Genomic DNA, 25,180 nt, shown 5'->3' with positions numbered 1-25,180 from the left:
GGGCACGGTCCTCTCCGTCGGTGGTGCGGTGCGGGTGTGCCGGTGGCGCCCTGCTTCCGCGTCGCGGCCCAGGTCCGCGCGCACGCGCGCACATCCAGTCGACGGCTGACCCCGTACGTCATCCCAGCGGCGCAGAAACCGCGGGAGGTAAACCCTGGCGGTACCGGCTCGGCACCCCCGCCCCTCTGGGCAAAAAGGCGCGATCAGGTGCTGATCGGTAGAATTCACCCCATGGGAGAGCGGTCTGCCGCGCCGACAGCGCCCGAACTCGTCCTGGAGACCGACACCGGCTCCACGGTGATGAGTCCGAGCCGGGACTACCACGTCGGACGCGACCCCCTCAGCGAGATCGTCATCGACGACGCCCGCGTCTCGTGGCACCACGCGGTGCTGCGCGTGGACGGCGGTCACTGGACGGTCGAGGACGAGGGCAGCACCAACGGAACGTACGCCGACGGCCGTCGCGTCCACGAGTGGGGCGTGGGCCCCGGCAGCGTCATCCGGTTCGGCAGCCCCGCCGACGGCCCCCGCGCCGTCCTGGTGGGCCGCGCCCCGCCGCCGGTCCGCGCCCCGGAGCGGCTGTCCGCCGTGTCCATGCCGTCCGCGACCGGCGCCTTCCGGCAGCCCACCTCGGTGCGCCCGCTGCCCGCCCGTACCGTACGCATCGGCCGCGCCCCCGAAAACGACCTGGTCGTCGACGATCTGGTCGTCTCGCGCCGGCACGCCGAACTGCGCGCCCTCCCCGATGGCAGCTACGAGATCGTCGACCTCGGCAGCCACAACGGCACCTTCCTCAACGGCCAGCCCGTCGCCCGCGCCCGGGTCGCGTCCGGCGACATCGTCGGCGTCGGCCACTCGGCGTTCTGCCTGGTCGGGGACGAGCTCCAGGAGTACGTCGACACCGGCGAGGTCTCGCTCGACGTCCAGGACCTCACGGTCGCCGTCGACCGTGGCCGCAAGACGCTCCTCGACCAGGTGTCGTTCCCGGTCGGCGAGAAGTGCCTGCTGGCCGTGGTGGGACCGAGCGGCGCCGGCAAGTCCACCCTGCTCAACGCCCTGACCGGGCTGCGCCCCGCCGACCGGGGCACGGTTCTCTACGACGGCCGCGACCTCTACCGGGACTACGCGGAGCTGCGTCAGCGCATCGGGCTCGTCCCCCAGGACGACATCCTGCACGCCCAGCTCACCGTGCGCCGGGCCCTCGGCTACGCCGCCGAACTGCGCTTCCCGCAGGACACCGCCAAGTCCGAGCGCCGCGCCCGGGTCGACGAGGTGATCGGCGAGCTCGGCCTGGAGCAGCGCGCGGACCAGTCCATCCACAGCCTCTCCGGCGGCCAGCGCAAGCGCGTGAGCGTCGCCCTGGAGCTGCTGACCAAGCCGTCGCTGCTCTTCCTCGACGAGCCCACCTCCGGGCTCGACCCGGGCATGGACCGCTCGGTGATGCACATGCTGCGCGGCCTCGCGGACGACGGCCGTACCGTCATCGTGGTCACCCACAGCGTCCTCAGCCTCGACGTCTGCGACCGGATCCTCGTCCTGGCCCCCGGCGGGCACATCGCGTACTACGGGCCGCCCCGCGACACCCTGGGCTTCTTCGGCTTCGGGGAGTGGCCGGAGGCGTTCGAGGCCTTCGAGCGGGACCGCGAGCGGGACTGGGCGGGCGAGTACGCCCACTCGTCCTTCCACCAGCGGTACGTGGTCAGCTCCAGCGCCCAGCCGCACCTCGAGGAGGCCGCCGCCGCCCGGATCGTGGCCCCGCCGCCCAAGGCGCAGAGCTGGGGCTCCCAGCTGGGCACCCTGGTGCGCCGGTACGCGGCCGCGCTCGGCGCCGACCGGACCTTCCTCGCCATCATGATCGCGCTGCCCTTCGTGATGGGAGCCATGGCGCGTGCCCTGGCGGGCAGCAAGCTGACCCAGGAGACGGCGATGAACGCGCTGCTCATCCTGTGCGTCGGCGGTGTGCTCACCGGCGCGGCCAACGCCGTACGGGAGCTGGTCAAGGAGCGGGTGATCTACCAGCGCGAACGGGCCGTCGGCCTGTCCAGATCGGCGTATCTGATGTCCAAGGTGGTGGTCCTGGGGACGATCACCGTGCTCCAGGCCGTCGTCCTGACGCTGGTGGCGCTGTTCGGCGTGAACCTCAACGCGCCGGGCGGCAAGGGCGTGGTCATGCCGCCGCTGGTGGAGATCACGGTGGCGGTGGCCCTGCTCTCGTTCACGGCGATGATGCTCGGCCTGCTCGTCTCGGCGCTCGTGCGCAAGGAGGAGGTGACCATGCCCCTGCTGGTGCTGCTCGCGATCGTCCAAGTGGTGTTCTGCGGAGCGCTGCTGAAGCTCCACGGCGTCCCGGGCATCGAGCAGTTGGCCTGGCTGGTCCCCTCCCGGTGGGCGCTCGGCGGGATGGCGGGCACGATCGGGCTCTCCAGGATCGTGCCGGGCGAGCTGACGGGCGACCCGCTGTTCAAGCACGAGACGGGTGTGTGGCTGCTCAACATGGGCATGCTGGTCGCCCTGTCGGTGCTCTTCGGCTTCGCGGTCGCCCGGCTGCTGCGGCGGCACGAGCCCGCCGTGATGCGGAAGTAGGCGGCCGCGATGAGCGCTCCCGTCGACTTCCGTCCCACCCATGTCGTCCCTCCCGGCGGACTCGCCGCCTGGGAGAGCCCGGACACCGGGCGCCCCACGGTGCCGCTGGACGCGCTGCTGCCGGTGCAGCTGATCGACCGGCGGGGCGACTGGGCCCGGATCCTGTGCGCCAACGCCTGGTCGGCGTGGGTCGACGGCCGCCTCCTGGTCACCGTTCCGCAGGGGCCGCCGGTGCCGGGCGCACCCCTGGCCCGTACGGCCGACCCCCGTCCGCTCCTCTCCCGGGTCCAGGACATGCTGAACCGCTACCGCAGCGCGGCGGAGGACCTGGCCGCGGGCCATCTCGACGGCGAGACGTTCCGGCAGCACACCCAGGGGCTGCGGGCCGGGATGGTCGTCGACGGCGAGGCGGTGTGGCTGTACGACGCGGAGCACGAGCGGTGGGTGTACTGCGACGGGACGCGGCTGAGCACGTTCGCGGCGTCCGGCCCGCCGTCCGGTGGGCGCACGAGCGCGGTGCCTTCCGCCGACGACGGGCTTCCCCCGGCCGGGGGCTCCGGCGCGACCCCGGCCGACGCGACCCGGGTGGTCGGCCCGAACGGCGAGGCGCCGCAGCCCGGGGCCCTCGACGACGCCCGCGCCTGGCCCGGTGACACCTGATGGCGCCCGAGGGCGACCTGTCCACCGGGCGCCCCTCCGACTTGGTCGGGCGGCGGATCGCCGGGTACCGGATCGAGGGGGAGATCGGGCGCGGCGGGATGGCCGTGGTGTACCGGGCCCGCGATCTGCGCCTGGAGCGGACGGTCGCGCTGAAGCTGCTCGCCCCCGAACTCGCCCGCAACGACACCTTCCGGCAGCGCTTCACCCACGAGTCACGGGTGGCCGCCGCGATCGACCACCCGCACATCGTGCCGGTCTTCGAGGCCGGGGAGACCGACGGCGTCCTGTACATCGCCATGCGGTACGTCGCCGGGCGCGATCTGCGGGCGCTGCTCGACCAGGAGGGCCCGCTGCCGGTCGCCACGGCGGCCAGGATCGCGGCCCAGGTGGCGTCCGCGCTGGACGCCGCCCATGCGCACGACCTCGTACACCGGGACGTGAAGCCGGGCAACATCCTGGTGGCCCAGGGCACGGACAGCGACCATCCCGAGCACGTCTACCTCACCGACTTCGGACTGACGAAGAAGTCCCTGTCGCTGACCGGGTTCACCACGGTCGGCCAGTTCGTCGGCACGCTCGACTACGTGGCGCCGGAACAGATCTCCGGCCGCCCGGTGGACGGCCGTTGCGATGTCTACAGCCTCGCGTGCGTGGTCTACGAGACGATGGCGGGCTCCCCGCCGTTCCAGCGCGACGACGACATGGCACTGCTGTGGGCCCACCAGTACGACCAGCCGCCGGCGCTGACCGAGAAGCGCCCCGACATCGCCGCCGGGGTCGACGGCGTGATGGCGAAGGCGCTGGCCAAGAGCCCGGACGACCGGTACGACTCGTGCCTGGCGTTCGTGGCCGCGCTGCGTTCGGCGGCCAAGGACGTAGGGGCGGGAGGCCATCCCCCGACCCAGGTCGATCTGCGGGTGATCGGCACGCCGGAGCCGCCCCGACCGCCGCCCGAGCCGCCGGAGTGGGCGCGGCCGGTGTTCCCGGGGGTGCGGTGAGGTGAGTGAGGACGGGTGAACGCCCGTCCTCCTCGCGCCGGTCAGCCGGACGGCTCCTCGGGACGGTCGGCCGACGCCCGGTCTCCCCCCGGCTCCACCTCCCCGCGCCGCCGCACGCGCCGGGCGAGCAGACTGCCGAGGAAGCCCGCGACCAGCCCCCACAGCACGGCGAACCCCAGCCCCGACCACAGGCGCGGCTTGAGGGACACCTGGCCGGAGAGGCCGCCGCCGATGTCTCCGATGCCGAGCAGCGAAAGCCCGTAGTGCGCGGAGATCCGGGCGAGCAGACTGACGGCCAGTACAGCGAGGGCGAGCGCGATGGCCAGGTGCAGGGCGTGCTGCCACGCCCGTACCCGGGCCGGTGACCGCGCCGCCATGACGAACCCGGCGGCAAGCACCAGCACCGCGGCGACCAGGAGCAGCCACCACACCCGCCCGTCGTAGTCCGCCAGGGTGCTCAGATTGAGGGTGGAGAGGTCGGGCGTACGCAGCACCTGGTCCAGTACGTGCGGCATGGGAAGCCCGAACGGCCCGTCCACCCTGCCCTCCCAGGAGGCGCCGAGCCCGAGCGTGAAAGCCAGCCAGACGAGGTTCGGCAGGCCGAGCAGGATCACCGCGAAGGTCTCGGCCGTGTGCCCTTTGACCACCGCGACGACGAGTCCCACCACGATGCCCAGCGCCACGTACGCCAGCAGCAGCACGACCATCGCGAAGGCGGCCGGGCGTACCGACTCCTGGAAGCGCAGCAGCCGGGCGGGCAGCGGGGCCCTGCGGGAGACCACCAGGGCGAGGAAGAGCAGTCCGGCGAGCCAGAGCAGCCCGAAGAGCAGGGTGAGCGGCACATCGGTCTCGAAGCCGGCCCTGGGCGAGGCGCCCAGCAGATCCCCGATGTCGCCGATGGCCCCGTTCCCGAGCCCGATGGCGAACTGCTTGCGGGCGAGGAACGAGAGGCCGAGGAGCGCAAGCAGCCACAGGGCGGCCACCCGGGCGGCCCAGGCCGCCAGTTCGCGGGCGCTCGCCACGGCCCGGTGCCGCAGGGGCCGCAGGAATCCGGCCGCGACGAGCAGTGCGCCGACGAGCGTGACGGAGAGCGGGAGCGCGGTCAGATCGGCGTGGGTCTCGCCGATCACACCGGCGTCGCCCTTGATGTCGACGGAGCCGCCGACCGCCATGACGACGACGGCCGCGACGACCTGGGGGAAGGCGTTGTCGGGCAGGTCGGCCGCGCCGGCCGCGAGCAGCCCGAGCGCGGCGACTACGGCCATGGCGATCAGACCGGTCAGCACCGTCACTAGGGCCTCGACCCAGCCGTGGCGCGCACGTCGCGGTCCTGCGGGCGAATCGGGCGGTTTGTCCTGGCTCACGCTGTCACGCTAAGCAGCGCCGGGGCGGGCCGCCCGTCATGGGGGGCCGACCGCGTCAGCTTGCGGGCCCGCCCGGACCCGGGCACACAATGGGCAGGCCGAGGACGTACCGGACTCATCGCGCATTTCGCGCACGAAGGACGAGCCGGACCGCCCCGCGCGCCGCGCTCCCCACCGAGCTGCGGCGGGCACGCGGTCCCGCGGGAATCCTCGGCCGAGTGCCCCGCACCCCCGCGGGACCCCAACGCCGGGAAGAAGAGCTCGTGAGCGTCGAACCTCCCCCGTCCGGCCGCCCCGCCGGCCCCCCGTCCGGCCCCCTCTCGGGCCCCTCGCAGCCCGGCCCGCCGACGGGCCCGCCGAGCGGCGGCGGCCAGGGCGGTACGGGCCGGGGCGACGGAAGCGGGGGCGGTGGCCGGAGCGGGGGCGGCCACGACGAGACGATCGCGGTCGGTACGGGCGAAGGCGGCGGGCCGTCGGGCCCGGGGGGGACGGGTGGCCCGGGCGGCGGAGGCGGACCCTCCGGACCTGGCGGCGGCCCCGGCGACCGGGACTCCGGCAAAGGCCCGGGCGACGGCGGCACCCCCGGCAAGGACGGCGGCCCCGACCGCCCCTGGTGGCGCTCGGCCCCCCGTATCGCCCTCACCACCGGCGCGATCGTGGCGGCCGTGGCGCTCATCCTCGTCTTCACCCGCCCCGACGGCTCGTCCGGCAAGAAGGGCGGGGGCAGCGAGGTCTTCCTCCAGGCGGCGGGCAAGGACGGCCCGGAGCCGTTCACCCCGTCGAGCGCGCGCCACAGCTCCCCGCCCCCGTCCCCGCCGTCCCTGCCCAGCGCGTCGGCGCCGGCCTCGGCCAATGTGACGCGGGGCGTGGACGGTTCGGCGCCCGGCCTCTACGGCGGTACGCGGAACAAGGCGAGCTGCGACGTGGAGAAGCAGATCAGCGCACTGGGGGCGGAGCCGGCGAAGAACAAGGCGTTCGCGTCCGCCCTGGGCATCGGCCCCGACACCGTGCCCACGTATCTGCGCTCCCTCACCCCCGTACAGCTCCGCGTCGACACCCGGGTGACCAACCATGGCTACCGAAACGGTTCCGCGAGCCCCTACCAGGCCGTTCTGCAGGCCGGTACGGCGGTGCTCGTGGACGACCGGGGTGTGCCGAGGGTGCGCTGTGCCTGCGGGAACCCGCTGGTGCCGCCGGTCGCCCAGCAGGGCACGCCCAAGCCGACGGGTGACGCGTGGCCCGCGTACCGGCCCTCGAACGTGGCCGTCGTCGCCCCCGCCACCCATGCGGTCGACACGTTCGTCATGTTCGACCCGGACCGCGACGAGTGGTTCTCGCGCCCCAAGGGCGACACGGGCGCGGGCGACAAGAAGACCCCACCGCCGGGGACATCGGATCCGTACGGCTCATCGCCCACCACCGGCGGGACCACGCGCTCCGAGTCCCCTTCCTCGCAGCCCCCGACGACGTCGGCGCCGCAGCCGGAGACCTCGACCCCGTACGCGCCGGTGACGAGCACCGCGCCCTCGGCACCGGGCGGTTACTGACCGGGGACCCGCCTTCACAGGGCAGGTCGAGGGCGCCCGGCAATCCCCGTATCGAGTGCCGGCCCACTCCCGGGTGATTCGAACTACGGATCACGGGCGCCCAGTCCAGCCGCCACAACGTTTCACCTGGGGAGTCGAACTTTTTCTCGACTGCTCGGCCGTGACGTCGCGCTGATCAGCAGCGTTGTACGTACGTCAGGTTCCGCAACCGCCGTCCGAGGAGTCGCCATGGATGCCCGTACCCACGTCGTAGACGTTCATCTGGTGTTCGATCAGACGGACCCGGGGAGGCGGGCATGAGCAGCGAAGCGACGCCGTCGGCACCCCCGGTGCCGCCGCCCCCGCCCGCCGAGATCACCTTCGCGGGGCACTACGGGAAGAACCCGCTCGGCGGGGCCTCGTTCCGGCAGATGTGCGGGCGGCTGCCGTCCGTGCTGGGGCAGACCTGCCGGATGGCGTGGCGGATCGAGTGTGTTCGCGTTCATCGATGCGCAGTCGGTGAAGGCGGCCGCGTCGGTGCCGGGCGCGACCAGGGGCTTCGACGGCGGGAAGAAGGTCAACGGCCGCAAGCGGCACATCGTGGTGGACACCCTCGGACTGCTGCTGGCCGTGATGGTGACCGCAGCCTCGGTCACTGACCGGGACGCAGGGCAGACACTCCTGGCCCGGCTGCGTGAACGGCACTGGCGCGTCACGCGGGTGTGGGCCGACGGCGGCTACACCGGGCGCCTGGTCGACCTCGCCCGTGACGCCTGGCGGATCGCGCTGACCGTGGTCAGACGCAGCGACGACACCAGCGGTTTCACCGTGCTGCCGAGCGACGCGTTCACGCTCCTCCAGCAGCCCCATCACCGACGGCATCCCGGCACCTCCACCGAAGAGACGACATAACAACCCGTCCCTCCCGCCGAAACACCACCCCTACACCCCCCCTACACCTGACCAGCGGAAACACACCCGCACTCTCGGAAAGGCAACGGCTTCTCATTGCGCACTGCCTGATCAACCCAGCTCAATCCACCCAGCCTTGATCAGAAAAACTGCTCCTGTACACCGCGCTCGCCGCCCTGTGCGTGCCCTGGGCGAAGGGCCGCAGCGGTGCCTGTGGGTCCACGGAAAGGGAGATCAACCCCGCAGATCAGGACCTGACTTGTCCGCCTACGAGGATCTTGTGCTGTCCGCTCTCAACTCCTAGGATCCATGCCGTCCGAGGAATCGGTTCACGTTCGCAGTATCGAACATGTCCCGGCCGAAGCGGCTTGCGCATGGTGCACATGCCGGGCATGACAGCACCCGCATCATCCGTACCGGTAAGGCTCTCCCCCACACGCCAAGTGCCGGACTTGGAAGGGTGCACCTGGCATTCGTGCGGCGAGCCCCGATCGCCTCCTGGAGCTTCGTGTGACGTCACCCGCACAATGCCCACGCCCGCGCCTGTGCCGCGCGGCCGCGCTCCTCCTGTTAGGCCTTGCGCAGCTGGCCCGTCGTCCAACTCGTAGGCGGTGCCTGGGGCACGTCGTATCCCAGCCCCGTCCTGGCGCCCCCACCCCGCCAGGTCACCCCACTGACCGGCGTCGACACCTTCGACGGAACGACCGTGAAACCGAAGTGGGAATGGAACCACCATCCGGACAACGGCAAGTGGTCCGTCAACAACGGCCCGACCTTGCGCACCGCGACGGTCACCAACGACCTGTACTGGGCCCGCAATACCCTCACCCACCGGATTCAGGGACCCACCTCCACCGCGACCATCCAGCTGGACTACGCGACGATGCGCGACGGCGACCGGGCCGGACTCGCCCTGCTGCGCGACTCCTCCACGTGGATCGGCATCAAACGAGACGGCGGCACAACGCGGGTAGTGATGGTCAACGGCTTGACCATGGCCAGCAACTGGAACACACCACCGGCACCGAAGTCGCGAGCGCCAACGTCACGGGCGGTCGCATCTGGCTGCGCGCGGCCGCCGACATCCGCCCCGGCGCCTCCCGTCCGGGAACCTTCTCCCACAGCACCGACGGCACCAACTTCACCCGCCTGGGGGCCCGCGTTCACCATGGGCAACACCTGGCAGTTCTTCATGGGCTACCGCTTCGCCCTTTCCAACTACGCCACGCAGACACTCGGCGGCTCCGTCCGCATCGCACGGTTCGCACTGACCACACCCCGAGCACAGCAACGTCCCTCCCCCGCATCTGACCAGCTACTCAGCCCCCGACCCGCAGCACCAGGAAGGACCACACCATGGCCAGTACCGCCGTCCACAGGCCAACGGCTCACCCAACCGCAGTGAGATCACCCGCCACCGGTACGAGACTCGCCCGGGCAACCTGGGTGCTGATCCTCATATTGGCGTTCGCCGTCCTTCCCGCCGCGGTGCATCCCACGGCGGCCAAGGCCGACAACCCGATCGTGCAGAACGTCTACACCGCCGACCCTGCCCCGCTGGTGTACAACGGGCGCGTCTACCTCTACACCGGGCACGACGAGGACGGCTCCACCTCCTCCTTCGTGATGAAGGACTGGCGGGTGTGGTCCTCCGCCGACATGGTCAACTGGACCGACCACGGCTCACCGCTCAGCCTGAACACCTTCAGCTGGGCGTCCGACAACGCGTGGGCGGGCCAGGCCGTCGAACGGGGCGGCAAGTTCTACTGGTACGTGCCGGTGACGGTCCGGGCGACCGGCCAATTCGCCATCGGCGTGGCGGTGTCGGACAGCCCCACCGGCCCGTTCCGGGACGCCCTCGGCCGCCCGCTGGTGGAGAACAGTGAGATCGACCCGACCGTCTTCATCGACGACAACGGCCAGGCCTACCTCTACTGGGGCAACCCCAACCTGTGGTACGTCAAGCTGAACGCGGACATGACGTCCTACTCAGGCAGCCCCACCAGGATTCCGCTCACCACCGAGGGCTTCGGAACCCGCACCGACAACCCCGACCGTCCCACGCTGTACGAAGAAGGGCCGTGGGTCTACAAACGGGGCGGTCTGTACTACATCGTATATGCGGCCAAGTGCTGCGCGGAGTTCATCGCCTACTCCACGGCACCCAGCCCGACCGGGCCGTGGACCTACCGTGGAACAGTCATGCCCGCCCAGGGCACCAGCTTCACCAACCACCCGGGCATCGTGGACTTTCAGGGCAACTCGTACTTCTTCTATCACAACGGCGCCCTCCCGGGCGGCGGTGGCTTCACCCGCTCGGTCGCAGTGGAGAAGTTCTCCTACAACGCTGACGGAACGATCCCGACGATCAACATGACGAACACCGGTACACCCCAGCTCGGTGCGCTTGACCCGTACGTACGCCAGGAGGCCGAGACGATCGCCTGGGGATCCGGGATCGAGACCGAACCGTCCAATGAAGGCGGAATGAACGTCGGCTGGATCGAAACCGGCGACTACACCAAGGTCAAGGGAGTGGCCTTCGGGGCCGGCGCCTCCTCCTTCGCCGCACGCGTCGCCTCGGCCACCAGCGGCGGCACCCTCGAAGTGCGCCTGGACGGTCCGAGCGGGTCGGTCGTGGGCCGGTGCGGTGTGCCGAACACCGGCGGCTGGCAGGCCTGGACCACGGTGACCTGCCCAGTGAGCGGCGCGACGGGAACCCATGACCTCTACCTGACGTTCAGCGGCGGCAGCGGCTACTTGTTCAATGTCGACTGGTGGCGGTTCACCCGCGCCGCGTAACCGCACCGCGTCGACTTGCTCCTCGCGCTGAAGCCCGAGGATTCCGGCCTTCCCGTTCGAAGGCTGTACCGGGACGCGGCACAGCCTTCGAACGGGAATCCGTGGTTTCCTGCTTCGTCGCGCTGTGCCGCGACGAGTCCTGGTCTGACCTGCGCTCCACAGGCTGTATCCGCCAGTCCGGCGGCCGTTTTCACGTTCTTCGCGGCGTTGTGGTCCCGGTCGTGGACCGCACGGCAGGCGGTGTTGGGCACTCACGCCCGAACGTGCCACCCAACAACTCCAGAGCAACCAACAACGACTTCTCGGCAGCACCGGACCCCACTAGCGATGCTCCTCCCGCCAGCCGCCGTCGACAGTTCCGTTCTCGGAGCCAGCACATACCAGCAATCACTGAACATGCCCACCACTCACCGCAGATGACACAACCTGATCACCGGACCTCCTACTGACAAAATCCCAGCTCACGCCCACTCGCCACGGCACCACACCCCAACTCACACACCCTCAGGACATTCATGCCGTCTGGCCTCTCCCCCACACCGGACTGAGCTTGGCGTTCAACCTCGGCCGGTCACCCGACGGGCTGATCTTGAGTCCTTCGTGGGAAAGCGGGACGGCCGTTCTTCACGCTTCGAGGTGTCGAGCAACGTCGCGTGAAGGAACGGCCGCTGGTGAAGAGTCTCGCTCCCGCAGGACCCGCCGACGCCGCGTTCGGCGTCCTGTCCCACTTTCGTGTCGAGTTCTACGACTGCTTGTACAGCCGTGCGGACACGCTCTTCGAGCTCAGCGACGCGGTGCTTTGCGCGGAGGGGCCGGTGAGGACACTGGTCGAGCTCTCGCTGGCGGCCGAGCATCGGCGCGGGCACGGCGCGCTCTACGCCGCGCTGGACCGCGGCTGGTGTGAGCCCGCCCGACTGCGACGGTTGCTTGCCGGCCTGCCCGTTCCCAGGGCCGCCGACGGGCGGATCGTGCTGGCCGTGGACGTGTCGAACTGGCTGCGGCCCAACGCCCCGACCAGCGCGGACCGCCTGTTCTGCCACGTCTACGGACGCAGAGGCGACCGAGGAGCGGACCAACTCGTGCCCGGTTGGCCCTACTCGTTCGTCGCGGCCCTGGAGACCGGCCGCACCTCCTGGGTCGCGATTCTGGACGCGGTCCGCCTGGGCCCGGACGATGACGCGACCACCGTCACCGCCGACCAACTTCGCCACACTGTCCTGCGGTTGACAAGCCCGGCCATTGACGTCCGGGTGATCTGGACATCCTGATCGTCATGGACTCCGGCTACGACATCGCCTACCTGACCCACGCGCTCGCCGACCTTCCCGTCGTGCTGGTCGGACGCCTGCGCTCGGACCGGATCATGCTCCGCGACCCCGGCCCGGCACGCTCCGGCCCCAAGGGCGGGCGCCCCCACAGACACGGCGGCGTCCTCACATTCAAGAAACCCGACACCTGGCACGAGCCCGACGTCACGACAGCCACGGACACCACCCACTACGGCACGGCCACCGCATCCGCCTGGGACCGGATACACCCCCGGCTCACCCACCGCGGCCCCTGGCTGGAGCACGCCAAGGAAGAACTCACCGTCCTGCACGGCACGTTGATCCGCCTGCAGGTCGAGCGCCTACCCGGCGACCGTGACCCGAAGCCGGTCTGGCTGTGGTGCTCGGCCACCGCCGCCACACCCGCCGACGTCGACCGCTGGTGGCAGTCCTACCTCCGCCGCTTCGACCTGGAACACACCTTCCGGCTGATGAAGCAGACCCTGGGCTGGACCGCCCCGAAGGTCAGGAAACCCGACACTGCCGACCTCTGGACCTGGCTGATCGTCGCGGCCCACACCCAGCTCCGCCTCGCCCGGCCCCTCACCGAGGACCTCCGCCGCCCCTGGGAACGCCCCGCGGAACCACGCCGCCTCACCCCCGCCCGAGTCCGCCGAGGGTTTCGCAACGTCCGCGCGACAGCGGCCCGACCAGCAGCCGCACCAAAGCCCTCCCGGCCAGGCCCGGGACGGCCACCTGGTTCGAAAAACAAGCAGCGCGCCAGACGCCATGACGTCGGCAAGACCGTCAAACGCGCCGAGTCGATCAAGGAACACCAAGCCCAGCAAGGTTAAACGCCAAGGAGAAGCCGTATCTCAACCGATCATGGAGCGTGCAAGTCGAACAGGTTTCCCGCCGGGGTGATCTTCTGGCTGTCGGCGCATGAGGGCAGGGCCCCTTGGTAGCTCGGAGGTGCGAACCGAACCGAGCAGTACCAGGAGGCCCTGTTGTCGCAGTTGTACGCGCTCACGCCCGCTGTTCTCAACTCGGGTGCCCGATCGTGTGATTGCCTCGCGCACGTGTGCGGGAATGCGGCCGATAACCCGGACCGGGTGCGCCGGTATCCGTCGGACATGACGGACGCAGAGTGGGCGGCCATCCGGCCGTTGCTGCCGGTGCCGGCCTGGCTTCAGGGGCGGGGCGGACAGCCCGAGGGCTACTGCCACCGCCAGAATGCTGGACCAATGCCACGAAGTTAAGGCCCCGTTGGCGGTGTCAAGGCATCAGGGAGAGTGATCTTGTACGTGCTCGGCGCGGTGCGGATGAGTCGGCCGTTGCGGGCCCAATAGCAGAGTTGCGCGGTGAGGCTGCTGAGGGGGCGCCCCGAGGTGGGGAGCCCGAGATGCCGCGCGATGTCCCGGGTGTGCATGGCCTGGTTGGAGTTCTCGGCCAAGAGGCGTACGTCGTTGCCCGCGAACGTCAGGAACACCAGGACCTGCGTCACGCCACCGGCTAGCGCTGCAGTGTCAGCACGCCCGGCCGGTACGGCAGGAGGCCGTAGTCCATGCCGTCGGTGCTGGGGTCGCGCCCCTGGTAGAGGAACTGCAGGTTGCAGGGGTCAATGGTCTTGGTCTGGTCGGGGTTGGTGCGAACCAGATCGCCGTGGCTGATGTCGTTGGTCCAGGCCGCGCCGCTGTTGGCCTTGCCGGCGAAGGGGTTGGTCACGGTGTCGGCCTGCGGTGTCCAGGTGCCGCCGAGGCTGGTGGCCGTGAACGAGCGGAAGTAGCGACCATACCCTGTATAATTCTGGGCCTCGACGATCATGAGGTACTGGTTCTGACCCTGGACCTTGTAGACCTCAACCGCCTCGAACAGGTTGAGCGGCGTGTCGCTCATGATCTTCGTGAACGAACCGAAGGTGCCCGGGAAGTTGCCGATGGGCATGCTGGCGCGGTAGATGCCGCCCTCATCGTCGGCGAAGAACATGTACATGTTCGTGTCGTCACCGATGAGGGTCACGTCGAGGGGGCCCCCCTTCGGGAGGGTGCCTGTGAAGAGTTCCTGCTGCGGGCCCCAGCCGTTGGGGTTGGTGGGGTCGCTCGAGGTGCGGTAGGAGAAGCTGTATGGCCAACCCCCGTTGTAGGCGAGCACCCAGAGGTTCTTCGGGGCGAAGTAGAACAGCGTCGGCGCGATGCCATCGAAGGGAATCGTGTTCTGGGTGGCGGTGGCCATGTCGGACCAGTTCGTGAAGGGGCTGAAGGTCGTCAATCCCCAGCGCCCATCGTCACCGGCGAGGGTGTTGTGCGTCGTGGCATAGACGACATGCTTGCCGTTGGAGACGACGCTGGTGAAGTCCTTGAGTGAGGCCCACCCCGACTTCGGCTCCGCCAGCGGACCCGACGAGGTCCACCGGTAGGTCGACGGAAGAGCACACGCGTTGCTCGTCCCGGACAGGCCGGTCCACTTCTGGTTGGTGCCGCCGTGGCAGTCCCAGATGTGCACGTTCGCGCCGTCGGTCTGGCTGAAGCCCGACACATCGAGACACCGGCCGGAATCAACACCGCGCACGTCGCTGGCGGTGGCCGCCTGAGCCGGGCCGGCGACGAGCAGCGCCGCCAACGCGGCCAGGGCCGCAACCGCGGCGGCGAGCACCGCCGACGGATGTCTGCGGCTGAAACTGTGTCTGCGCATAAGGACCTCGTCATCCTTGAGCAAGCGACTCCGGTCTTCCCCGTCAGAGGCTGTACGGATGCCGGTGTGGTACGACCCCGACTGTCCGATATACCGAACAAGGGTCGAAGAGTCGAGCAATTGGATGATTAAGGTTCCGGTGATCAACGTCAATACCTCTCGCACAATTCGCAAGCAGAAACGTTCGCAGGCTGAAACCAGGCGGCTTCAAGTCCCGTGGTTGTACCGGTCTTCGGCGTGAGGGGCAGGTAGCAGTGCGCGGGCTTGGTGATCATTACGGACCCCGACCAGGCCGCTCACCTGAGCCTCTGGCTCGGCTCGGCGCCCGACCCGCGCTCGCGGCGGGGCCGGTGGCACTCAGGAACACCGCACCGGCAGCGGTCCCGGCACCGGTGGAGCACGGCTTCACCCACCTCAAGAACTGGCGCGGGCTCGGCAAGGTCCGCACCGACCCGACGTGGGCGACCGCCCTGGTGAGGACCCTGCTCGTCCTCACAAACCGCGACGTTTCCCAGTGACCGACGATCTTCACCGAAGTCATCCACCCACGACCAGGCCGACGCGCCCACCGCCGAGGAGACCGACTGGATGCCGATCGTCGAGTGGTACGACGAGCTGGTGCGCCTGACCGACAGCCCGGCCGTCCGGCTCAACCGCGCGGTGGCCGTCGGCCAGGCCGACGGACCACGCGCCGGCCTGGCGGCGCTCGCGGCGCTGGACGGCTCCTCCCCAAGCTCTTCGAGCAGGGGATACCCCATACCCCGCCACGCCGCGGTGGCGGCGTACCTCCACGAGCGCGACGGCGACCTGGCGACGGCGGCTCGGCTGTACCCCGAGGCGGCCCACAAGGCACCCAACCTCGCCGAGCGCGACCACCTGACACCTCAGGCCCCCCGGCTCAACGCCCGCCTGCCAAGGGTGTTCTCCTGGGCGTGGTGATGCGGCGTGGCCGGGTCGTCGGGTGCTCCGGCCACCACGCTCCGGCCACCACGCTCCGGCCGGCCGGTGCGGCCTGGGCCGCGCCGCCGCCCGTCGCGTTGGCGGCGGCCGCCGTCTGTCTTTTCCTGTGCTTCCTGTGCGGCTTCAGCCGCTCGGCCGCCGCGGGGCGGTGTGCGGCCGGAAGCATGTGATGGTTCGCGCCGTCGAGGTGGAAAGGGAGCCCGGGCGGGGCACCGGGGCCGGTGAGACGGTGCGACCGCGTCGCGGCTAAAAAAACGATTGAGATGGCAACCTTTCCGCTCCGAGTGGCCACTTAGGGGTGTACCGACGAGGGCGAGCCGTGGTCAGCGGCGTTACGCCCTCTGTGTTAACACCCTGATCGGAGCATCACGTGTCATCAGACAACCCGAGATCCGCCGAGCAGCCGATGCCTCGGGGTCGCACGCCCCGCCGCCGTAGCCGGATGCTCCGGCATTGTGTCGTGGGGGCGGTGGCGGTGCTCGCCGCCTCGGTCGGCGTCGGCGCCCTGGCGCCCAGCGCGGGCGCAGCGCCGACCGTCCGCATCCGTGTGGATGCCCGTACCTCCTTGGGCACGGTGCCCAGCAGTGGTGTCGGCCTCAACACGGGCTTCGGCGACGAGCACATGGGGGACGCCAAGGTGACATCGCTGATGAAGGCGGCGGGAGTTCGGCAGCTGCGCTATCCCGGCGGCTCTGGCGCGGATGACTACCACTGGAAGACCCATACCTCCGGCGACGGCAAGGGCTGGATCCCCTCCAACACCGACTTCGACCACTTCATGGCCACCGCGAAGAGGGTCGGCGCCCAGCCGATCCTGACCGCGAACTACGGTTCCGGCACCCCTCAGGAGGCCGCCGACTGGGTCAAGTACTCCAACGTCGACAAGGGCTACGGCGTGAAGTACTGGGAGATCGGCAACGAGGTCTACGGCAACGGGCACTACGGCAACGGCAAGGGCTGGGAAATCGACAATCACGCCGACAAGAGCCCGAGGGAGTACGGGAAGAACCTGGTCGCCTACTCGAAGGCGATGAAGGCCGTGGACCCGACGGTGAAGATCGGAGCGGTGCTCACCACCCCCGGCGGCTGGCCGGATAAGGAGAAGGCTCCCGGTGACACCGCCGACTGGAACAACACGGTGCTCTCCATCGCGGGAAGCTCGATCGACTTCGTCATCGTCCACTGGTATCCGGGCGGCACCACCACGGCCGACCTGCTGAACACCCCCTCCCGGATCGCCGGTACCACGTCCGAGCTGCGCTCGCTGATCGCTAAGTACGCGGGCTCGCGCGCCGCTTCGGTGGAGATCGCGGTCACCGAGACCGACGGCGTCGGCTCGCCCGCCTTGACCAGCCAGGCCGCGGCCCTGTTCGCGCCGGACACCTACATGACCTGGTTCGAGCAAGGCGCCACCCACGTGGACTGGTGGAACCTGCACAACGGCACGGACCAAGCACCCACCACCGTCAACGGCCAGACCGACTACCAGGACGGGGGCATTCTCTCCGCCGGCACCTGCGCCGGGGGGAAGTGCCAACCGCCGCGCGACACAACCTTCCCCACCTACTGGGGCATCCGCTCGCTGACCGCACTGGCGAAGCCTGGCGACACCATCGTCAAGTCGTCCTCGGGCAACTCGTCGGTCACTGTGCACGCGGTGCGGAACAGCACCGGCGGTCTGAACGTCATGCTGACCAACAAGAGCCCGCAGAACGCGGCGCAGGTGTCGCTCTCGTACGCCGGATTCACCCCGGCCGCAGGGGCGGTCACGACCGTTTCGTACGCCAAGGGAGGCACCGCCCTGGCGACGGCGAAGCGGGGCACGGCGGTCGCACAGACGCTGCCGCCGTACTCGATCACGACTCTTCAGATGAAGCCCGCGTCGGGGACTGCCATAGCTGACAAGCCGACGCCCGCCCCCACACCGACCGCCCCCTCGCCGGTTGTCTCCTCCTCCGGCACGATCGGCACCCGTGCGCAGGGGGGGATCGGCGCACCCGTCGGCCAGGCGAGCCCGAGCAGCGCGTCCGGCGACCTGGCTTCCACCGGGGCGAGCAACGCTGTTGTCACGTACAGCGCCTTCGGTGGCCTGCTGGTCATCGTTGCCGGCGGCGTGCTGCTGCTTCGCGGACGTCGCCGCAGGGGTTTGCACGGGAAGTGAGACCGCGTGAGTGACTGACGGCCCGGCAGCAACGCCACCCACCCGTGGCGTGCGCGCCGGGCCGTCGGCCTCCGCGCCGGCGTCGGCGGTCAGGAAACAAACAAGGCCCGGGTCGTTGACCTGGACCTGGCTTGCCTCGGCACCGGTCCCGACCCGGAACGCGGCCCACGGGCCGCGTTCCGGGCCACCGCGGAATCGCCGCGCGAGGACTTCGCGATGAACTACGTCCAGGTCATCCAGGTCGTCCAGTCCGGCATGGCCGCCATCGGCACCACGCTCCGCGTCGGGATCGACCTCCAGGCCGCCCAGGGCGAACAGCTTCCGCCGCTCGCCTGACGACGGCGGAGACGGCTCGGCCCCCTGCCTCACTCGGGAACAGGGGGCCGGGCCGTCTGTGGCCTGTGCCTCCTGGTGGCTGAGCAGGATGTCGACACCGTCCTGGCTGCCGTACAGCGTGATATCGGGAGGAGTCCGGCGGCTGCGGCGGGCCGGTCGACGTCAAGCCGCGCGGCATCGCCTCCCGCGGTACCGGCGGCCGCGCCGACACTCGGAAGTTGCCGCCAGGGCGCGGTCCAGCCCAGAACCCGCCGTCCAGGCGAAGGCAGCGTGACGTGAACCGGTCCGGCCACGCCGCGTCGCGACCGGGCCGCTACCCCGATATCCGGGGCACGCAAGGCCTGGATGAACCAGTCCAGTACCGGTGCCAGGTTTTCCGGGGGCGACCAGCTGTTGATCACTGCGAGCAGCTGAAGGTACCGCTCCCGGTCAGGGTTGTTCGCGGACCTCGTGCCCGGTGGGCAGCTGGCCCAGACCTGGCCTCGCAGGTTGTCCAGCGGCACGTACTCCAGCTGGGCGAGCGGGTGCCGGTCGGGCACGGCCAGCAGGGCGTTCTCGTGGACCAGGCTCGTGGTGCGGATGCCCGGTGGGACGCGGGCGGGCCAGTCCACAGGATTTGACAATGCCTCGCTTTTTTGGCGGGGCTGGGCCGTCTCTGGGCCAAATCGCCAGGGCATGGTGGACGACGTCATCGACTTGATCCACCAGGCCGACCAGCCGGGCACCAGCGGCGTTCGGCCACGACTTCCTCGAATGCGGGATCGTCATCGCATCCTGCCGGACTGCGCACGGATGTCAGGTACGGATCAGTGCACGCTTACCCGTTACGCCGCCATGCGCCCGCGGGGGAAAGCCACGAAAGGGAGGAACCCCGACCGACGCGCGACTGGGGTTCCTCAAGGTGGTGAGTATCGGTCAGCAGGTGGAGTCGCCCACGCGGTGAACAGCTCGTCCACGCGTCGGCGGACCGCACCCCATCGCGATCATCGTGGATCAGGCGGGTCAGCGCTGCAGGGTGAGCAGGCCCGGCCGGTACGGCAGTTTCAGGTAGTCGGGTTCCTGTGTGTTGGTGGGGAGGCCCTGGTAAAGGAACTGCAGGTTGCAGGGATCGATGGTCATGGTCTGGTCGGGGTTGTTGCGGACCAGGTCACCGTGACTGACGCCCTGGGCCCAGGTGGAACCGCTGTTGGCCTGGCCCGCGAAGGGGCTGCTCTCGCTGCCGGCCTGGACGGTCCACGGACCGTTCAGGCTGGAGGCGGTGAACGAGCGGAAGTAGCGGTTCGTCCCCTGCGCCTCAACGATCATGAGGTACTGGTTCTGGCCCTGGACCTTGTAGACCTGCGGCGCCTCGAACAGAAGGTCCCTCGTGTCGCTCATGACCGTCGTGTACGAGGAGCCGAAGTTGCCCGGGAAGTTCCCGATCGGCATGCTCGCCTGGTAGATCTTGCCGTTGTCAGCGGCGAAGAACAGGTACATGTTCTGGTCGTCGGCGATCATGGTCGGGTCGATCGGGGCGTTCTTCTGGTTCGGCCCGGGGCCGTCGGGGAGGCTGCCGGTGAACAGCGGCTGCCGGGCGGACCAGCCGTTGGGGTTGGTGGGGTCGCTGGACGTGCGGTAGTAGAGCGGCCACTGACCCCACTGGTCCACCAGCACCCAGACGTTCTTGGGCGCGAAGTAGAACAGTTGGGGCGCCACCGCGGCGTCGTTCATCTGGGTCTGACCGGCCGTCGCCATGTCCGACCAGTTCGTGAAGGGACTGAACCCCGTCGAGCCCCACGACGTTCCGTTGGAGGTGGTCGCGTAGACCAGGTGCTTGCCGTTGTACGTGGTGGTGGTGAAGTCCTTCAGCGCGACCTGCCCGTTCGCCGGCTCCGCCAGCGGACCCGACGAGGTCCACCGGTAGGTCGACGGAAGAGCACACGCGTTGCTCGCCCCGGACAGGCCGGTCCACTTCTGGTTGGTGCCGCCGTGGCACGACCAGATCTGCACCCCCGTGCCGTTGGCCTTACCCCAGCCCGCGACCTCCAGGCACAGCCCGGACCGCACGCCGACGACCGTGCCGTCGGGGTTCACCCGCCACTGCTGGTTGTCACTGCCGTTGCACGTCCAGATCTGCACCGGGGTCCCGGACGTGGTGGCGCCGCCCCGGACATCCAGGCACTTGTTGCCGTACACCGTCAGCCGGTTGCTGTCCGTCAACGTCCACTGCTGGTTGGTTCCACCGTGGCAGTCCCAGATCTGCACGTTCGCGCCGTCGGTCTGGCTGACGCCCGACACATCGAGACACCGGCCGGAATCAACACCGCGCACGTCGCTGGCGGTGGCCGCCTGAGCCGGGCCGGCGACGAGCAGCGCCGCCAACGCGGCCAGGGCCGCAACCGCGGCGGCGAGCACCGCCGACGGATGTCTGCGGCTGAAACTGTGTCTGCGCATAAGGACCTCGTCATCCTTGAGCAAGCGACTCCGGTCTTCCCCGTCAGAGGCTGCACGGATGCCGGTGCGGTACGACCCCGACTGTCCGATATACCGAACAAGGGTCGAAGAGTCGAGCAATTGGATGATTAAGGTTCCGGTGATCAACGTCAATGCTTCTCGCAAAATCCGCGGGCAGAAACGTTCGAAGGCTGAAACCAGGCGGCTTCAAGTCCCGTGGTTGTACCGGTCTTCGGCGTGAGGGGCAGGTAGCAGTGCGCGGGCTTGGTGATCATTACGGACCCCGACCAGGCCGCTCACCTGAGCCTCTGGCTCGGCTCGGCGCCCGACCCGCGCTCGCGGCGGGGCCGGTGGCACTCAGGAACACCGCACCGGCAGCGGTCCCGGCACCGGTGGAGCACGGCTTCACCCACCTCAAGAACTGGCGCGGGCTCGGCAAGGTCCGCACCGACCCGACGTGGACGACCGCCCTGGTGAGGACCCTGCTCGTCCTCACAAACCGCGACGTTACCCAGTGACCGACGATCTTCACCGAAGTCATCCACCCACGACCAGTACGAGCATCCCGAACCCCGCACACACCAGACCCGTGACCAGCAACTTCACGATGCACAGTGCTCAGTGCAGAAGAGCCCATTCGTGTCTGCCCGCCTGCAGTTGCAGACGGCCCGCGAGGCGCAGTTCCGGCACGACGCGATGGCCGTGCAACGCATCGTGCGCACCACGCTGTTCGACTGAGGGCCGGACTGCATCGGATGGTCAGGGCGTGCTCAACTCGAAGCGTTCCACCAGCACTTCGCCGCCGAGGGCCTGGGTGGCGTGGTTGAAGACGGCGAAGCGGTAGCCCATGAAGAACTCCCACGCGTTGTTCATGGTGAAGGCCGGGCCGAGCGGGGTGAAGGTGGTGCCGTCGGTGCTGTAGGAGAACGTCGCCTGGCGGCCCGGCCCCGGGCTGATGTCGGCGGCGGCGCGCAGCCAGACGCGGCTGCCGGACGCGGGGAGGTCGGCGCCGGCCTGCTCGGTGCCGGTGCCGCTGGTGTTCCAGGCGGCGTCCATGGTCAGGCCGTCGAACATCACCAGCCTGCTGACGCCGTCCTGCCGCGTGACGCCGATCCAGGCGGAGGAGTCCCCCAGCATCGCCAGCCCGGACCCGTCGAAATGGGCCTCGAACTAGGCCGCTTACCTGGGGGTTCGCCGGACGTTGGGGCAGCCGTCGTCTGATCATGTGCTCCGACCAAGGTGCACTGATCAAGACGAAGGCCGCGAAGGTGGGTCTGCTGCCTGATGCCGGTCCCGGGGAAGCGTTCGCGCAGGCGTCACGCTTCCCCGGGAGGACTTATTCGACTGCACGTAGGCGCACTCGACAAGCGCCACCGGGGCCGGCTCGCCCCGCGATGCCCCCGCCAATGACGGGGGCGTCTGCCTGGGCCCCGGCCTTCACAGGTCGGCCGACACCACCGTGCGTGGAGCGCTGTGGCCCTCCGGTGGGGTTACGGTCACCGTCGTGTCCGTCGCCTCGCGCGTCACCTGGTAAGCGGCGGCAGGGCGGCCGGCGTGGTCGGGGACAGTGACCGTCACCTGGTGTGCGTCGGGGGTGACGAGCAGGGCGAGGTCGTCGAGCCAGTCCCCGTCGGGTCGCTGTGTGTCGGAGCCGAGCGGGATGACCGCTCCTGGGCGGACGTACAGGGGCAGGCTGTCGAATCCGTGCCTCTCGCGGCGCCAGACCGGGCCCTGGACGTGTTCGCCGGTCAGGAGGTGGGTCCAGGTGCCCTCGGGCAGGTAGTACTCGACGACGCCGTCGGCCGAGAAGACGGGGGCGACGAGCAGGTCGGGACCGAGCATGTACTGCCGGTCCAGGCCGCGGGCGGTGGGGTCCTCGGGGAACTCGAGGAGCATGGGCCGCATCAGCGGCACGCCGGTGTGGTGTGCTTCGGCCGCAGAGCCGTACAGATAGGGCATGAGTCGGTGCTTGAGCCGCGTGAACTGCCGTGTCACGTCGACGGCTTCGTCACCGAACTCCCACGGCACCCGGTAGGAGCTGGAGCCGTGCAGACGGCTGTGGGAGGAGAGCAGGCCGAAGGCGAGCCAGCGCTTGAAGACCGCCGGGTCCGGGGTGCCCTCGAAGCCGCCGATGTCGTGCGACCAGAAGCCGAATCCCGACAACGACAGTGACAGACCACCGCGCAGCGACTCTGCCATCGCACCGAACGACGACCAGCAGTCGCCGCCCCAGTGCACCGGGTACTGCTGGCCGCCCGCCGTCGCCGAGCGCGCGAACAGGACGGCCTCGCCCGCGCCGCGTTCCTTTTCCAGGAGCTCGAAGACGGTGCGGTTGTACAGGTGCGTGTAGTAGTTGTGCATGCGCTCCGGGTCGGAGCCGTCGTGCCACACCACGTCGGTGGGGATGCGCTCGCCGAAGTCGGTCTTGAAGCAGTCGACGCCCTGGTCGAGCAGCACCTTCAGCTTCGACTGGAACCAGGCGCAGGCCTCGGGGTTCGTGAAGTCGACGAGCGCCATGCCCGCCTGCCACAGGTCCCACTGCCAGATGTCGCCGTTCGCCCGCTTCACCAGATACCCCGCGGCGGCGGCCTCGTCGAACAGGGCGGACTTCTGTGCAATGTACGGGTTGATCCACACGGAGAGCTTCAGTCCCCGTCCCTTGAGCCGGGCCAGCATGCCCTCGGGGTCGGGGAAGACATCCGGATCCCACTCGAAGTCCGACCACTGGTACTCGCGCATCCAGAAGCAGTCGAAGTGGAAGACGCTCAGCGGGATGTCCCGCTCGGCCATGCCGTCGACGAACGACGTCACCGTCTCCTCGTCGTACTGCGTGGTGAAAGACGTGGTGAGCCACAGTCCGAACGACCACGCCGGCGGCAGCGCCGGGCGGCCGGTGAGCGCGGTGTAGCGCCGCAGGACGTCTTTCGGCGTCGGGCCCGCGACGACGTAGTACTCCAGCGTCTGGTCCTCGACGCTGAACTGCATCTGGCCGACCGACTCCGAGCCGATCTCGTAGCTCACCTTGCCGGGGTGGTTGACGAACACGCCGTATGCTCCGGCGGGGGAGACGTGCAGGCTGAACGGGACGTTCTTGTAGGCCTGTTCGCTGCTCGTGCCGCCGTCGGCCTGCCACATGTCCACGACCTGGCCGTTCTTGACGAACGGCGTGAAGTGTTCGCCCAGACCGTAGACCTGTTCGCCCACGCCCAGCGCCAACCGCCCGGCCATGTGGTGCGCACCGTCGCCGGTGGTGAAGAAGGCCGTGCCCTTGCGGCCCGCCGATGTCATCTCCCGGCCGTCCGCGTCACGGAACGACAGCGCCCAGGGTGCGGCTTGGCCCAGGCGTGCGGTGAGGGGGCCACTGGTCAGCTCGATCATGTCGCCGTCGCGGTGCACCTGGCCGACCCCGGTGTCGGCGCCCGGCAGGCCGAAGTCCGGGCCGGGGTGGAGCTTGCCCGCCAGGTGTGTGGCGCGGACGCCGATGATGCCTTCGGCGGGGGAGAAGCAGTCGACGGTCAGCAGGGGGGAGTTGAGGGTGTCGCCGCGGCGCTCGACGCGCTTGGTCGCGGCGTGGGCGGTGAAGCGGTCGGCGTCGGCTCGGACACTGCGGACCTCGGTCGCGTACGAGGCCTCGACCCCGTCGCGCATGAGCCAGAAGCCGTCGGTGAACTTCATGATCTACCTCAGGGTGGTGCGGGGTGGCGGTTCGGGTCGCAGGAGCCGTCGGACTTCCCCTGCCGATGACGACGCTGGTCGGTGGCGTGGAGCCCCTCAACTGGCTTGCAATCTTGAAGGGGAAGTAGCTGTGCGTGCCATTTGATCGTACAGAAAACAAAACGGCAAGGACCCTTCTTCGGCGTGATCGCGGAAGCGCTTCGATTCTCAACAGCGCCAGGTAGCCACGCTTTTGCGAGACGTGACGTTTGCTCCAGGGTCTAGCGTCGAAGCGCTTGGTGGCATATTAGTCATGTCAGAAAACAAACTCGCAGCAAAGGGCCGCACCATGTCCGACCGCTTCACTCCCACCCCCGAAGACACGTTCACGTTCGGTCTGTGGACCGTCGGCTGGCGGGGCAACGACCCCTTCGGCGACGCCACCCGCCCCGCGCTGGACCCCGTCGACTCCGTACGCCGGCTTGCCGAACTCGGTGCGTACGGCGTGACGTTCCATGACGATGACCTGGTCCCCTTCGGTTCCTCCGACGCCGAGCGCGAGGCCATCGTCAAGCGGTTTCGCGCCGCCCTCGATGAGACCGGGCTCGCGGTGCCGATGGCCACCACGAACCTGTTCACCCACCCCGTCTTCAAGGACGGCGGCTTCACCGCCAACGACCGCGACGTACGCCGCTTCGCGCTGCGCAAGACCATCCGCAACATCGACCTCGCTGTGGAACTAGGGCGTGTTTCGAAAGTCCCGTCTGCCCGGCGGCGTCTGGCACGCACGCTCGCCGCGTTGTCGGGATCACCCCGATACAACCAGTATCGG

General features: G+C 69.5%; 15 protein-coding genes and 6 pseudogenes. 15 read left to right on the top strand and 6 right to left on the bottom strand.

What is annotated here, in order from left to right:
- The first annotated feature begins 231 nt into the window (after positions 1-231).
- Genes ACZ499_RS11900 through ACZ499_RS11890 form a run of 3 tightly spaced genes read left to right on the top strand, consistent with a single transcriptional unit; the run spans position 232 to position 4,241 of the window.
- Positions 232-2,583 (top strand): ABC transporter ATP-binding protein/permease, encoded by a 2,352-nt coding sequence (locus ACZ499_RS11900; protein WP_468674130.1) that lies wholly within the window; start codon positions 232-234, stop codon positions 2,581-2,583.
- 9 nt (positions 2,584-2,592) lie between these two features.
- On the top strand, positions 2,593-3,243 hold the full coding sequence (locus ACZ499_RS11895) for a hypothetical protein (RefSeq protein WP_468674126.1): 651 nt from the start codon (positions 2,593-2,595) through the stop codon (positions 3,241-3,243).
- Positions 3,243-4,241 (top strand): serine/threonine-protein kinase, encoded by a 999-nt coding sequence (locus ACZ499_RS11890; RefSeq protein ID WP_468674124.1) that lies wholly within the window; start codon positions 3,243-3,245, stop codon positions 4,239-4,241. The genes ACZ499_RS11895 and ACZ499_RS11890 overlap by 1 nt, the downstream gene beginning before the upstream one ends.
- Before the next feature lie 41 nt (positions 4,242-4,282).
- Here the strand turns inward: ACZ499_RS11890 and ACZ499_RS11885 are convergent, their stop codons facing one another.
- Complete coding sequence (locus tag ACZ499_RS11885) at positions 4,283-5,605, bottom strand: streptophobe family protein (protein WP_468674122.1); 1,323 nt, start codon at positions 5,603-5,605, stop codon at positions 4,283-4,285.
- 263 nt (positions 5,606-5,868) lie between these two features.
- On the opposite strand from ACZ499_RS11885, the gene ACZ499_RS11880 reads away from it, so the two are divergent.
- From ACZ499_RS11880 to ACZ499_RS11855, 6 genes and pseudogenes are all read left to right on the top strand, one after another.
- On the top strand, positions 5,869-7,152 hold the full coding sequence (locus ACZ499_RS11880; RefSeq protein WP_468674118.1) for a DUF6777 domain-containing protein: 1,284 nt from the start codon (positions 5,869-5,871) through the stop codon (positions 7,150-7,152).
- A 471-nt stretch (positions 7,153-7,623) separates the two neighbouring features.
- Positions 7,624-8,043, top strand: a complete 420-nt coding sequence (locus ACZ499_RS11875) for a transposase (protein ID WP_468674114.1) — start codon at positions 7,624-7,626, stop codon at positions 8,041-8,043.
- A 586-nt stretch (positions 8,044-8,629) separates the two neighbouring features.
- Positions 8,630-9,322 (top strand): annotated as a pseudogene (locus ACZ499_RS11870) (beta-xylosidase family glycoside hydrolase); the annotation flags it as partial.
- A gap of 170 nt (positions 9,323-9,492) precedes the next feature.
- Positions 9,493-10,845 (top strand): glycoside hydrolase family 43 protein, encoded by a 1,353-nt coding sequence (locus ACZ499_RS11865; protein ID WP_468674540.1) that lies wholly within the window; start codon positions 9,493-9,495, stop codon positions 10,843-10,845.
- Between the two features lie 671 nt (positions 10,846-11,516).
- A pseudogene (locus ACZ499_RS11860) lies at positions 11,517-12,967 on the top strand (NF041680 family putative transposase).
- Positions 12,968-13,192: 225 nt separating this feature from the next.
- A pseudogene (locus ACZ499_RS11855) lies at positions 13,193-13,324 on the top strand (transposase); the annotation flags it as partial.
- 44 nt (positions 13,325-13,368) lie between these two features.
- Here the strand turns inward: ACZ499_RS11855 and ACZ499_RS11850 are convergent.
- Complete coding sequence (locus ACZ499_RS11850; RefSeq protein ID WP_468674112.1) at positions 13,369-13,617, bottom strand: hypothetical protein; 249 nt, start codon at positions 13,615-13,617, stop codon at positions 13,369-13,371.
- Positions 13,618-13,625: 8 nt separating this feature from the next.
- On the bottom strand, positions 13,626-14,804 hold the full coding sequence (locus ACZ499_RS11845) for a non-reducing end alpha-L-arabinofuranosidase family hydrolase (RefSeq protein ID WP_468674538.1): 1,179 nt from the start codon (positions 14,802-14,804) through the stop codon (positions 13,626-13,628).
- 350 nt (positions 14,805-15,154) lie between these two features.
- Here ACZ499_RS11845 and ACZ499_RS11840 point away from each other — a divergent pair, with 350 nt between their 5' ends.
- The 4 genes and pseudogenes from ACZ499_RS11840 to ACZ499_RS11825 all read left to right on the top strand — a co-directional run.
- Positions 15,155-15,322, top strand: a complete 168-nt coding sequence (locus ACZ499_RS11840; RefSeq protein WP_468674110.1) for a hypothetical protein — start codon at positions 15,155-15,157, stop codon at positions 15,320-15,322.
- Between the two features lie 37 nt (positions 15,323-15,359).
- Positions 15,360-15,743: pseudogene (locus ACZ499_RS11835) on the top strand (RNA polymerase subunit sigma-24); the annotation flags it as partial.
- A gap of 463 nt (positions 15,744-16,206) precedes the next feature.
- Complete coding sequence (locus ACZ499_RS11830; RefSeq protein WP_468674108.1) at positions 16,207-17,925, top strand: glycoside hydrolase; 1,719 nt, start codon at positions 16,207-16,209, stop codon at positions 17,923-17,925.
- Between the two features lie 108 nt (positions 17,926-18,033).
- Positions 18,034-18,261: pseudogene (locus ACZ499_RS11825) on the top strand (YceI family protein); the annotation flags it as partial.
- Between the two features lie 1,002 nt (positions 18,262-19,263).
- On the opposite strand, the gene ACZ499_RS11820 reads toward ACZ499_RS11825, so the two are convergent.
- Positions 19,264-20,694, bottom strand: a complete 1,431-nt coding sequence (locus ACZ499_RS11820) for a non-reducing end alpha-L-arabinofuranosidase family hydrolase (protein WP_468674104.1) — start codon at positions 20,692-20,694, stop codon at positions 19,264-19,266.
- Positions 20,695-21,044: 350 nt separating this feature from the next.
- Here ACZ499_RS11820 and ACZ499_RS11815 point away from each other — a divergent pair, with 350 nt between their 5' ends.
- Positions 21,045-21,212, top strand: coding sequence for a hypothetical protein (locus ACZ499_RS11815; protein WP_468674101.1), 168 nt, complete (start codon positions 21,045-21,047; stop codon positions 21,210-21,212).
- A gap of 241 nt (positions 21,213-21,453) precedes the next feature.
- Here ACZ499_RS11815 and ACZ499_RS11810 read toward each other — a convergent pair.
- Both ACZ499_RS11810 and yicI read right to left on the bottom strand, forming a co-directional pair.
- Positions 21,454-21,849, bottom strand: a pseudogene (locus tag ACZ499_RS11810) (beta-xylosidase family glycoside hydrolase); the annotation flags it as partial.
- 282 nt (positions 21,850-22,131) lie between these two features.
- Entirely contained in the window at positions 22,132-24,369 is a 2,238-nt protein-coding gene (gene yicI, locus ACZ499_RS11805; RefSeq protein WP_468674099.1) for an alpha-xylosidase, read from the bottom strand.
- 328 nt (positions 24,370-24,697) lie between these two features.
- Here yicI and ACZ499_RS11800 point away from each other — a divergent pair.
- The coding region (locus ACZ499_RS11800; protein WP_468674537.1) for a TIM barrel protein at positions 24,698-25,180 on the top strand (483 nt) is incomplete at its 3' end.

It is taken from the genome of Streptomyces sp. NPDC031265 (assembly GCF_055570295.1).
This window is presented reverse-complemented; position numbering and strand designations above follow the sequence as displayed.